Annotated in this window: 10 protein-coding genes; all 10 read left to right on the forward strand. The window is 70.8% G+C overall.

Features of this window, described 5'->3' with window-relative positions:
* Window positions 1–33: 33 nt before the first annotated feature.
* Window positions 34–810, forward strand: a complete 777-nt coding sequence (locus ACWEFB_RS11350; RefSeq protein WP_452284552.1) for a DeoR/GlpR family DNA-binding transcription regulator — start codon at window positions 34–36, stop codon at window positions 808–810.
* Between the two features lie 80 nt (window positions 811–890).
* The gene (locus ACWEFB_RS11355) at window positions 891–1,826 is read left to right on the forward strand and encodes an alpha/beta hydrolase family protein (RefSeq protein ID WP_452284554.1); all 936 of its coding nucleotides are present in this window, start codon (window positions 891–893) and stop codon (window positions 1,824–1,826) included.
* Window positions 1,827–1,957: 131 nt separating this feature from the next.
* Window positions 1,958–3,124 (forward strand): acyl-CoA dehydrogenase family protein, encoded by a 1,167-nt coding sequence (locus ACWEFB_RS11360; RefSeq protein WP_452284556.1) that lies wholly within the window; start codon window positions 1,958–1,960, stop codon window positions 3,122–3,124.
* Entirely contained in the window at window positions 3,121–4,200 is a 1,080-nt protein-coding gene (locus ACWEFB_RS11365; protein ID WP_452284558.1) for an acyl-CoA dehydrogenase family protein, read from the forward strand. Before ACWEFB_RS11360 ends, ACWEFB_RS11365 begins: the two co-directional genes overlap by 4 nt.
* A gap of 120 nt (window positions 4,201–4,320) precedes the next feature.
* Complete coding sequence (locus ACWEFB_RS11370; RefSeq protein WP_452284560.1) at window positions 4,321–5,169, forward strand: ABC transporter ATP-binding protein; 849 nt, start codon at window positions 4,321–4,323, stop codon at window positions 5,167–5,169.
* Complete coding sequence (locus tag ACWEFB_RS11375; protein ID WP_452284562.1) at window positions 5,166–5,891, forward strand: ABC transporter ATP-binding protein; 726 nt, start codon at window positions 5,166–5,168, stop codon at window positions 5,889–5,891. The genes ACWEFB_RS11370 and ACWEFB_RS11375 overlap by 4 nt, the downstream gene beginning before the upstream one ends.
* A 47-nt stretch (window positions 5,892–5,938) precedes the next feature.
* Window positions 5,939–6,817 (forward strand): branched-chain amino acid ABC transporter permease, encoded by an 879-nt coding sequence (locus ACWEFB_RS11380; protein ID WP_326558057.1) that lies wholly within the window; start codon window positions 5,939–5,941, stop codon window positions 6,815–6,817.
* Window positions 6,814–7,896: a branched-chain amino acid ABC transporter permease gene (locus ACWEFB_RS11385; protein WP_452284565.1), complete on the forward strand. Its 1,083-nt coding sequence runs from the start codon at window positions 6,814–6,816 to the stop codon at window positions 7,894–7,896. Before ACWEFB_RS11380 ends, ACWEFB_RS11385 begins: the two co-directional genes overlap by 4 nt.
* Window positions 7,897–7,979: 83 nt before the next feature.
* Window positions 7,980–9,272, forward strand: a complete 1,293-nt coding sequence (locus tag ACWEFB_RS11390; RefSeq protein WP_452284567.1) for an ABC transporter substrate-binding protein — start codon at window positions 7,980–7,982, stop codon at window positions 9,270–9,272.
* Window positions 9,273–9,773: 501 nt separating this feature from the next.
* Window positions 9,774–11,723, forward strand: coding sequence for an ABC transporter ATP-binding protein (locus ACWEFB_RS11395; RefSeq protein ID WP_452284569.1), 1,950 nt, complete (start codon window positions 9,774–9,776; stop codon window positions 11,721–11,723).
* The last annotated feature ends 24 nt before the right edge of the window (window positions 11,724–11,747 follow it).

Here is an 11,747-nt window from a genome sequence, read left to right on the forward strand (position 1 = left end):
CGACGACAGTCACCGCGCGAAGGAGTTCCCCGGATGCTCGCCCAGCAGCGGCAGACCGCCATCCTCAATCTGATCCGCCAACGCGGCGGTGTGCGGGTGAGCCACCTGGTCAGTCGGTTCGGCGTGTCCGACATGACGATCCGGCGCGACCTGGAGGCGCTGGCCGAGCGTGGCCTGGTGGACAAGGTGCACGGCGGCGCGACGCTCGCCGGGCCGGGTTCGGCCGAGGAACCCGGCTTCGCCGCGAAGTCGGTCCGCCAGCAGGCGGAGAAGCGGGCCATCGCCGAGCGGGCCGCGAGGATGGTGGAGCCGGGGATGGCCATCGCGCTCTCCGCCGGCACCACCACCGCCGCGCTGGCCACCCTGCTCTCCGACGTACCGGGGCTGACCGTGGTGACCAACTCGATTCCGGTGGCCGACGCGCTCTACCAGAACCCGCGCGCCGACCAGACGGTCGTGTTGACCGGCGGGATCCGTACCCCGTCGGACGCGTTGACCGGGCCGGTCGCCGAGGCGGCGATCAGCGCGCTCAACGTCGACCTGCTTTTCCTCGGCGTGCACGGGCTCAGCCCGCGGACCGGGTTCACCACGCCGAACATGCTGGAGGCGGGGGTCAACCGGTGCCTGATCAGTGCGGCCCGTCGGCTCGTCGTGCTCGCCGACCACACCAAATGGGAAACCATCGGCATCGCCACCATCGCCCCGCTGGAGGCCGCCGACGTGCTGATCACCGACGTCGGGCTGCCCGGGGACGCCCGCACCACGATCGGCGAGCAGGTCGGCGAGCTGGTGGTCGTCGAGCCCGTCTGACGAAACCCCTACCGGCAACAGACTGGTGATTTTGCCGATGCGTGGCCGGTCCGGCACGTCAAACACTGGTGGACGTCGATATGGCCCCGACGAACAGGGAGTACACCGACGTGCAACCACACACCTCCGCCCCCGCCCCCACCCGTACGAGATCCGCTCTTCTCGGGCTTGCCCGGTTCGCCGCGGCGGCGACCCTGGTCGCGACCGGCCTCGTCGCGGTGCCGGGTGCCGCCCAGGCCGCCGGCCCGTACGAGCGTGGTCCGAACCCGACCAGCGCGATCCTCGAAGCCAGCCGTGGCCCGTTCGCCACCTCCTCGCAGAACGTCTCCTCGCTGGTCAGCGGGTTCGGCGGCGGGGTCATCTACTACCCGACCAGCACCAGTGAGGGCACCTTCGGTGCCGTCGCGATCTCGCCCGGCTTCACCGCGAGCTGGTCGAGCATCAGTTGGCTCGGTCCCCGGATCGCCTCGCACGGCTTCGTGGTGATCGGCATCGAGACGAACACGATCTACGACCAGCCGGCGAGCCGGGGTCAGCAGCTTCTCGCCGCCCTCGACTACCTGGTCGAGGACAGCTCGGTGCGGACCCGGATCGACCCGAGCCGGCTCGCCGTCGCCGGTCACTCGATGGGTGGTGGCGGTTCGCTGGAGGCTGCCCGGAGCCGTCCGTCGCTCCAGGCAGCGGTGCCGCTGGCCCCGTGGAACGCGACCAAGAGCTGGTCGACGCTGCGGGTGCCGACGCTGATCATCGGCGGCGAGAACGACTCCGTCGCGGCGGTGTCGTCGCACTCGATTCCGTTCTACAACAGCATCCCGGCCTCGGCGGAAAAGGCGTACCTGGAGCTGAACGGAGCCAGCCACTTCTTCCCGCAGACCACCAACACCCCGACCGCCAAGCAGGCGGTGGCCTGGCTGAAGCGGTTCGTCGACGACGACACCCGGTACGAGCAGTTCCTCTGCCCGGGGCCGTCCGGCACGGCGATCGAGGAGTACCGCAACACCTGCCCCAGCTCCTGATTTCCACCACCGGAGCGGTCGGCCCACGGCCGCCTCCGGTGGCGATCGTCATCGCGACCGCGCCGGGCTTCCGTCCGGCGCGGTCGTGCGTTTATATTGCACCAACGATGCAAATACATGAGGAGAGAAGCGTGGCCGACGACGACGCCGCTGCCGCCGACCGGCTCCGCGACCGGGTCGCTGCCTTCCTCGGGCAGCACGACCCGCACGCTGACCGGATCGAGTTCCTCCGTGCCCGGTTCGACGCCGGCCTGGCCTGGGTGCACTACCCGGTCGGACTCGGCGGACTGGGCGCGCCCCGGCACCTGCAACCGGTGGTCGACGCCGCGTTCGTGCTGGCCGGGGCGCCGGACAACCAGCCCCGGCGCAACAGCATCGGCATCGGCATGGCCGCGCCGACCCTGCTCCGGCACGGCACCCCGGACCAGCACCACCGCTTCCTGCGCCCACTCTGGACCGGCGAGGAGATCTGGTGCCAGCTGTTCAGCGAGCCGGGCGCCGGGTCCGACCTGGCCGGCGTCACCACCCGGGCGGTACGCGACGGCGACGACTGGCTGGTCACCGGGCAGAAGGTGTGGACCTCGATGGCGCACCGGGCGCGCTGGGCGATCCTGCTCGCCCGTACCGATCCTGAACTGCCCAAACACCGGGGGATGACGTACTTCGTCTGCGACCTTTCCGGACCGGGAGTGGAGGTGCGACCGCTGCGGCAGCTCACCGGGGAGGCCGAGTTCAACGAGGTGTTCCTGACCGACGTGCGGCTGCCCGACTCGCTTCGGCTCGGTGCGGTGGGGGAGGGTTGGCAGGTGGCCAGGACCACGCTGATGAACGAGCGGGTCTCGATCGGCGGCGCCCCGATGCCCCGCGAGGGCGGCATGATCGGGCTGCTCACCCGTACCTGGCGGGACCGGGCCGATCTGCGTACGCCGGGCCGGCACGACGAGATCCTGCGCCTCTGGGTACGCGCCGAGGCGGCCCGGCTCACCGCACTGCGACTGCGCCAGCAACTGGTGGCCGGCGAGCCCGGCCCGGAAGGTTCGGCGGTCAAGCTCTCCTTCGCCGGGCTGGCCCAGGCGATCAGCGGCACCGAGGTCGAACTGCTCGGCGCCGACGGGCTGCGCCACGACGACTGGTCGCTGCGCCGCCCGACCGAACCGGACCTGCTCGGCCGGGGCGCCACCTACCGCTACCTGCGGGCACGCGGGAACTCGATCGAGGGTGGCACCTCCGAGATCCTGCGCAACATCATCGCCGAGCGGCTCCTCGGGCTGCCGGCCGAACCTCGGGTGGACCGATGACGAACCTGCGCTACGACGAGTCCGAAGAGGCGCTGCGCGAGAGCGTACGGGCCCTGCTCCGGGCACACAGCCCGTGGTCGGCGGTGCTGGCCCGGGTCGACGGGGTCGAGTCGTACGACCCGGGGCTGTGGCGGCGGCTCGGCACCGACCTGGGGCTCGCCGGGTTGGCCGTACCGGAGGCGCTGGGCGGGGCGGGTGCGGGCTTCCGGGAGGTGGCGGTGGTGCTCGAGGAACTCGGTCGGGCGGTCGCGCCGGTGCCGTACCTGGGGCACGCGGTTGCCGTACGCGCGCTGCTGAGCTGTGTCGAGACCGATCTGCTCGGCGAAGTGGCGACCGGTGAGCGGATCGCCGTGCTGGCGGTACCGTTCGCGACCCCGCCCGGACCGCCGGAGCACACGGTCGTCGGGGGCGGGGACCTCACCGGGGCCATTGTCGGGGTCGCGGACGCGCTGCCGGCGGACCTGCTCCTGGTACCGACCACCGACGGTCTGTATGCGGTCGAGGCGGACGGTCCCGGAGTCTCCAGGGTGCCGGTGGTTTCGCTCGACGCCACCCGGCAGCTCTGCGACATCGTGCTCGACGGTGCCCCGGGCCGGCGGATCGCGGCTGGTCACGCCGCCGTCGGGACGGTCACCGACGCCCTCACCGCGGGTGCGGCCCTGCTCGCCGCCGAGCAGGTCGGGGTGGCGCAGTGGTGCCTGGACACCACCGTCGAGTACGTGAAGCAACGGCACCAGTTCGGTCGGCCGGTCGGCTCGTTCCAGGCGGTCAAGCACCGGCTCGCCGACGTGTGGGTGAGTGTGACCGAGGCCCGAGCGGTCGCCCGGTACGCGGCCGACTGCCTGGCCAACGACTCCGTCGACACCCCGGTCGCGGCGGCGCTGGCGCAGGCGTACTGCGGGGACGTGGCGGTGACGGCGGCGCAGGAGTGCGTCCAGTTGCACGGCGGAATCGGCTTCACCTGGGAGCACCCGGCGCACCTGTATCTGAAGCGGGCCAAGAGCGCGGCGATCGGGTTCGGCACCGCCGACCGGCACCGGGCGAAGCTCGCCATTCTGGCTGACCTGCCCGGATGACCGATGTGTAAACGGCTTAGCTACTGCTAAGTAACAAGTACGCATCGAAGGTATTGACGCCAGGTTTCGGAAACGTACACTCCGAGTGTAATTAGTTCGGAGACCGAACGAGGGATGTTGATGACGGAGCACGGGCTCGCGTTGCACGGCATCGGGGTGCGCTTCGGTGGGCTCACCGCCCTCGACGACGTCTCGCTCCGGGTCCCCGCCGATCGGGTCGTCGGCGTGATCGGGCCCAACGGCGCCGGCAAGACCACCCTGTTCAACGTGGTCTGCGGCCTGGTCCAACCGTCGACCGGCACACTGACCCTCGACGGGCGACCGCTGCGCCCCCGCCCGCACCGGCTCACCCGCCTCGGCATCGCCCGTACCCTGCAGGGCGTCGGACTCTTCGCGGGGCTCACCGTGCTGGAGAACGTGATGGCGGGCGCCACCAACTCGGCCAGGGCCGGGTTCGCCTCCGCCCTGTTCGGGCTGCCGCGCAGCGATCGCGACGAACGCCGGCTGCGCGAACACGCACTGACCATCCTGGACGGGCTCGGCGTCGCCGACCGGGCCGGCGCCGCCCCGGGCACGCTTCCCTTCGCCGTACGCAAAAGGGTCGCCCTGGCCCGCGCGCTCGCCGCCCGACCCCGGCTGCTGCTGCTCGACGAACCCGCCGGTGGCCTCGGCGCCGAGGACATCGACGAACTCGGCGCCCTGATCCGCGACCTGCCCCGCCGCACCGATCATCCGTGCGCGGTCCTGCTGGTCGAACACCACATGGACCTGGTGATGGCGGTCTGCGACGAGATCGTGGTGCTCGACTTCGGCCGGGTGATCGCCGCCGGTCCGCCGGATGTGATCCGGGACGACCCGGCGGTCACCGAGGCCTACCTCGGCGCCGAAGTCGACCAGGCCACCGACGCCGCTGCAACCGACGCCACCGCCGACGCCGGTGTCGAGGGGGAGAAGGGGGCGGTCGCGTGAGCGCCGACAACGCGCTGCTGAGCGTACGTGGACTCGTCGCGGGTTACGGCGCCGCGCCGGTGCTGCGGTCGGTGGACCTGACCGTCGCGCCCGGCACCATCGCCGCCGTCCTCGGTGCCAACGGTGCCGGCAAGACCACGCTGCTGCGTACGCTCTCCGGGCTGGTCCGGCCGACCGGCGGACAGATCGTGTTCGACGGCGACGACCTGCGCGGCGTCCCGGTCGAACAACTCGTCCGCCGGGGCCTGGCGCACGTGCCCGAGGGGCGCGGGGTGGTCGCCGAACTGACCGTGGACGAGAACCTGCGCCTCGGCGGGCTCTGGCGACGCGACCGGGCCGACGCCCGGGTGGCCCTCGACGAGGTTTACGACCTGTTCGAACCGCTCACCCGACGGCGACGCCACGCCGGCCACCAGCTCTCCGGCGGCGAACGGCAGATGCTCGCCCTCGGCCGCGCCCTGGTCGGCCGACCCCGGCTGCTGCTGCTCGACGAACCGTCGCTCGGGCTCGCGCCACGGGTCACCGCCCAGATCATGGCGCTGCTGCGGCAGTTGCGCGACCGTACCGGGCTCACCGTGCTCCTGGTCGAGCAGAACGTACGCAGCGCGCTGTCCGTCGCCGACCAGGGGGTGGTGATGTCCCTCGGGAAGATCGTCATCGCCACCGGCGCGGCCGGACTGCGCGACGACGCCGACCTGCGGCACGCGTACCTCGGGTTCTGACCGGACCCCGCGTCACCCCACATCGGACAGCTCGGAGGGAGGAATCTTTGGACCGCTTCGTTTTTCTCACGTTCGACGGCCTGGCCAGGGGAGCGGTGTACGCCGCCTTCGCCCTGGCGCTGGTACTCATCTGGCGGGCCGCCCGCATCGTCAACTTCGCCCAGGGGGCGATGGCGGTCGCGACCGCGTACGTCGCCCACAGCGTGTCGGTCGCCACCGGCTCCTACTGGCTCGGCTTCGTCGCCGCGCTCGCCGCCGGACTGGTGCTCGGTGCCGTGGTGGACCTGACGGTCATGCGTTTCGTCAGCCACACGTCACCACTCAACGCGGTCATCGTCGCCCTCGGGCTGGTCCTGGTCATCCAGGCCGTCCTCGGCATCGTGTACGGCAACGAGTTCCTGCCCGCACCGGCTCCGTTCGACCGTACCGCCCTCACGGTCGGCGGGCTGGTCCTGCTCGCCCCGTACGACCTGTTCGTCTTCGCCGCGGTCGGTGCGGTGGTGCTCGGCCTGGCCTGGATGTTCGGCCGGACCCCGGTCGGCCTCCGGATGCGGTCGGCGGCCTTCGCCCCCGAGGTGTCCCGGCTGCTCGGGGTCAACGTCGGCGGCATGCTCACCCTCGGTTGGGCACTCGCCGCCGGGGTCGGCGCGCTCGCCGGCATGCTGGTCATCCCGACCGAACTCGGGCTGCACCCGCACGCCATGGACCTCGTCTTCGTCTCCGCGTTCACCGCCGCCGTCGTCGGCGGACTCGACAGTCCACCCGGCGCGGTCATCGGCGGGCTGGTGGTCGGGCTGCTGCTCTCCTACGTCAGCGGGTACGTCGGCGGCGACGTCACCCCGCTCGCCGTCCTCGCCCTGCTGCTGGTTGTCCTGCTGACCCGACCGGGCGGCCTCTTCTCCGGTGTCGCGGCGAGGCACGTGTGAGCGCCCCCACGCAGGTCGCCGCGCCCCCGGCGGTACGCAGGTCCGCGGCGCTGGGGCGGTCGACGCTGCTGCGCCACCTCGGCATCACCCTGGTCGCGGCGCTGCTGCTGCTCGCCGCCACGTACGGGCTGGAGCCGTTCCGCAACTTCCAGCTCGCCACGGTGGCCGCGTACCTCTGCGCCACCGCCGGGCTGACCGTACTCACCGGACTCAACGGGCAGCTCTCCCTGGGACACGGCGCGTTAATGGCCACCGGTGCGTACACGGTGGCGCTGACCCAGACCCGGATCGCCGACAGCGGTGCCACCTCCGGCTGGCTGCTCGCGGTGTCGCTGCTGACGGCGGTGGTGGTCACGGTTGCCGTCGGCGCGGTGATCGGGCTCGCCGCCGCCCGCCTGCGCGGCCCGTACCTGGCCGGTCTGACCCTGGCGGTCGCGGTGGTCGTGCCGGCGGTGGCTATCACCTTCGACGAGGTGTTCGGTGGTGAACAGGGACTGTCGGTGCCGGTCGCGCCACCACCGCTCGGCCTCGGCACCTACTTCCCCTACGAACGCTGGCAGGCCTGGCTGGCCGGTGCCGTCACCCTGCTCACCATGCTCCTGCTGGCGAACCTGGTCCGCAGCCGGTTCGGCCGTTCCCTGCGCGCCGTACGCGACGACGAGATCGCCGCCCGGCTCGCCGGGATCCACGTCGCCCGGACCCAGGTGCTGGCGTTCGTGGTCAGTGCCGGCTGCGCCGGCCTCGGCGGCGGGCTGCTCGCGGTGCTGGCGCAGAGCGTGTCACCGGGGGCGTTCTCGCTGACCCTGTCGCTGTTCCTGCTGATGGCGATCGTCATCGGTGGACTCGGCAGTCTCGCCGGTGCGGTCTGGGGCGCGGTGCTGCTGGTCGCGCTCCCCGACCTGACCCACTCGCTGACCGAACTGTTCACGCTGTCGCCCGCCGTGGCGCAGCGGTGGGAGGGAAACCTCCCGCTGGCGATCTTCGGAGTCACGTTGATCGTCGTCATGATCGCCGCTCCGGGCGGCATCCAAGGGCTGCTGACCCGGATCGGGCGTGCGCTGCCCCGTCGGCGGCGCTGACCGGCACCGCCCGCACCACTCACCGCACCAGCACACACACCACCGTCAGACAGAACCGGACCGAGAAAGGTCGGTGCCTCCCCATGATGCAACGCAGCATCGTACGACGCGGTCTCGTGATCGCCACCTCGCTCAGCCTGCTCGTCACCACCGCCGCGTGCAGCGACGACGGTGATTCGGGCGGCGGCGGGGCACCCGTGCCCGGCGTCACCGACACCGAGATCGTGCTCGGTACGCACATGCCGCTGACCGGGCCCGCCGCGGCCGGCTACTCGAGCATCGCGCCGGCGACCAAGGCCTACTTCGACTATGTCAACGCCAACGGCGGGGTGCACGGTCGGAAGATCACCTACAAGATCATGGACGACGGGTACAACCCCGCAAACACCCAGCAGGTGGTCCGGCAACTCGTGTTGCAGGACAAGGTGTTCGCCGTGGTCAACGGCCTCGGTACGCCGACGCACACCGGAGTGCTCGACTTCCTCAAGACCAACCGGGTGCCGGACCTCTTCGTCGCCTCCGGCAGCCGGAGCTGGGACCAGCCGGAGAAGTACCCGTCGACGTTCGGGTACAACACCGACTACACCGTCGAGGGCAAGATCCTGGCGAACTACATCAAGACCAACCTCGCCGGGCAGAAGGTCTGCTTCCTCGGTCAGGACGACGACTTCGGCCGGGACAGCCTGGCCGGGGTGGAGAAGATCCTCGGGGCCGGTACGGTCGCCGCCAAGCAGACGTACGTCACCAGCAACACCAACGTCGCCCCGCAGATCGGCGCGTTCAAGGCGGCCGGCTGCCAGGTTGTCGTGCTGGCGACCGTACCGGGCTTCACCGCGCTGTCGATCGGCACCGCGGCCCGGCTCGCCTTCAAGCCCCAGTGGATCGTGTCCAACGTCGGCGCCGACTACGACACGCTCGCCAAGTCGCTCGGGGCGGCCGCACCGCTGCTCGAAGGCGTGGTCGGGTCGAACTACATGCCGATGGACAACGACGCGGCGAACCCGTGGATCCAGCTCTTCACGAAGGTCAACAAGGAGCACAACGGTGACGCCCCGTTCGACGGCAACACCGTCTACGGCATGTCGGTCGGTTACCTGACCGTGCAGGCCCTGCTCGCGGCCGGCAAGGACCTGACCCGCGAGTCGCTGCTCGCAGCCGTGGAGAAGGGTGGCTTCCAGGGACCCGGCCTGGCACCGCTGCGGTTCTCCAAGACCGACCACTCCGGGTACGGCGGGGCGCGGCTGAGCAAGGTCACCGGCGGGGTGCAGAGCTACTTCGGTGCGACGTACGAGACGGACGAGGCGGACGGCCCGGTCAAGGAGTACACCGTGGCACCGGCAGCACCACCGGCGAACGGCATCCCCACCGCTTCCTGACCTACCCGCGCTTCCGTCGTCGGGAGCGCAGACCGTCGGCAACTGGCCTCATCCCCGTGGAGGGGAGGAGGCCAGTTTGCTGTTCGCAGAGTGTGTAGGAATAGGTGCGGGCAACGGCGGTGGAGGCGACTCTTCCCGTACGTTCGGGTCCTCCGCAACGGCGTCGGGGGATTTAGTAAATGGTACTCGCGATACCACAGAAGCGAGTACGCGTCACCGTCGCAGCGAGTGTCGCCCCGGCGGGGCACGGACCGAACGGGACCGAGAATCCTCAGGCCACGATGGTTGCTGTCAGATCAGGTGGCTGGTGCTGCCCGGACGTGAATGAACGCGAGAGAACTCGACCGGTGGGGGTGTCGCGACGGTAGGGATGACGATGTCCCGCTCGGAATACCCCCGCTCCACTCACCGCGACACATAGGAATAGGAACCGATCTCAGATGTCGACGGAGATCGGACCATCAGGTCATTGCCGCTGATTCTCATGTCCGGAGGTCCCACGTGACAGCATCCGCCACCGACGACACCACCCGCGACAACGGTGACCGAGCCGCGCCTCGACCGGCGGGCGGCGGACCGGCGGAATCGGTACTGCCGGAACTGCGCACCATGTGGTGGGAGACCGGTCTGCGGGCGCGGGTCGACGCGGGCCTGCTCGCCGTCTTCGCCGAGTTGCCCCGCCTGGTGGCCAGGGCGGTCACGATCAGTTGGCGGGCCGACCGGACCCGTACCACGGTGGTGGGTGTCGCGACGGTCGGCGCGGGTGTGATGGCGGCGTTCGGACTGCTGGCCACCCAGCGGGTGCTGGTGGAACTGTTCGCGGGCGGCCCGACACCGGACAAGGTCGCCGCCGCCCTGCCCGCGCTGGTGCTGCTGGCGGCGGCGACCGCGATCCGCGCCGGGCTGGGCATCGCCACCGGGTACGCCCAGAACGGTCTCACCCCACGGGTCAGCCGGGAGGTCGAACGCGGTCTGTTCGAGGTCACCACCCTCGTACGGCTGGACGCCTTCGACGAGGACGCGTTCGCCGACGACATGGAACGCGCCTCCCGTGGCACGGACTCCGCGATCGCCCTCGTCCAGGGTGCGATGAACCTGCTGGCCGGACTGGTCAGCCTGCTCGCCGTGACCGTCGCGGTGATCGTGATCCACCCGCTCCTGCTCATCGCCCTGCTGGTCGCGACCGTCCCGAACGCCTGGGGCGCCCTGCGCGCGGGGCACCAGCGCTACCAGACCTACATCGCCGGCTCCGTACGCCGACGCAGGTTGTGGATCCTGCACCGGCTGATGGCGGAGCGTGCCTCGGCCCCGGAACTGCGCTCGTACGGGCTGCGCCGTTTCCTGCTCGACCAGTACGACCGGGTCATGGGGGTGGAGACCGACATCCAGATCGCGCTGGCCCGGAAGGTCACGACCACCACCAGCATCGGTTCGGTGATCGGCGGGGTCGCCACCGGCGTGGTGTACGTCCTGCTCGGTGTCCTGCTCCTGGACGGACAGATCCCGTTGGCCGCGGCGGCGACGTGTGTGCTCGCGGTGCAGGCCGCGCAGCGGTCGCTGACCACGGTCACCTTCCACATCGACCACATCTACAGCGACGGCCAGCACTTCAGTGACTACACCGGGTTCATGACCCGGGCGACGAACTACCTGCCCGCCGCCGGTGGCGGTGAGCCGGTCACCCGGTTGGAGGAACTCGCCGTACGCGGGGTGAGTCTGCGTTATCCGGAGCGGGTCGACGCGGCGGTGGACGACGTGACGCTCACCATCCGGGCCGGTGAGACGGTGGCGTTCGTCGGCGAGAACGGGTCGGGCAAGACGACCCTGGCCGCGATGATCGCGGCCCTGCGGGTGCCGAGCGAGGGCACCATCGAGTGGAACGGGCGGCCGCTGCGCGAGTGGGATCCCGGCGGGTTGCGGGCCCGGGTCGCCGTGGTGACCCAGGAGTACCACAAGTGGCCGTTCACGGCGGCGACCAACATCGCCATCGGTGACACCGAGACCGAGCCGAGGCAGGACCGGATCGAGGTCGCCGCCGAGCGCGCGGTCGCCCACGAGATGATCCGGGACCTGCCGTACGGGTACGAGACGCTGCTCGACCGTACGTTCGCCAACGGGCAGGACCTCTCCGGCGGGCAGTGGCAGCGGATCACGGCGGCACGCGGGTTCCTCCGCGAGGCCGAGCTGCTGATCATGGATGAGCCGTCCTCGGCGCTGGACCCGCGTGCCGAGGACGCGCTCTTCCAGGCGATCCGGGACCGTCAGGGCCGGGCGACCACAATCCTGATCACCCACCGGCTGGCCAACGTACGGCATGCCGATCGGATCTTCGTGCTGCACAACGGCGCACTGGTCGAGTCGGGCCGGCATGACGAGCTGGTCTCCGCCGGCGGCCGGTACGCCGAGCTGTTCGCGTTGCAGGCCGCCGGTTACCGGGCGACCGAGCGTTGACGGGTCCGTCGCGGGGCTCGTAGT

Source organism: Micromonospora sp. NPDC004704 (genome assembly GCF_053601675.1).

Bases quoted from the DNA above. Each gene is read 5' to 3' on its own strand.
- ACWEFB_RS11350 (WP_452284552.1), top strand. From the start codon at position 34: ATGCTCGCCCAGCAGCGGCAGACCGCCATCCTCAATCTGATCCGCCAA.
- ACWEFB_RS11355 (WP_452284554.1), top strand. From the start codon at position 891: ATGGCCCCGACGAACAGGGAGTACACCGACGTGCAACCACACACCTCC.
- ACWEFB_RS11365 (WP_452284558.1), top strand. From the start codon at position 3,121: ATGACGAACCTGCGCTACGACGAGTCCGAAGAGGCGCTGCGCGAGAGC.
- ACWEFB_RS11370 (WP_452284560.1), top strand. From the start codon at position 4,321: ATGACGGAGCACGGGCTCGCGTTGCACGGCATCGGGGTGCGCTTCGGT.
- ACWEFB_RS11390 (WP_452284567.1), top strand. From the start codon at position 7,980: ATGATGCAACGCAGCATCGTACGACGCGGTCTCGTGATCGCCACCTCG.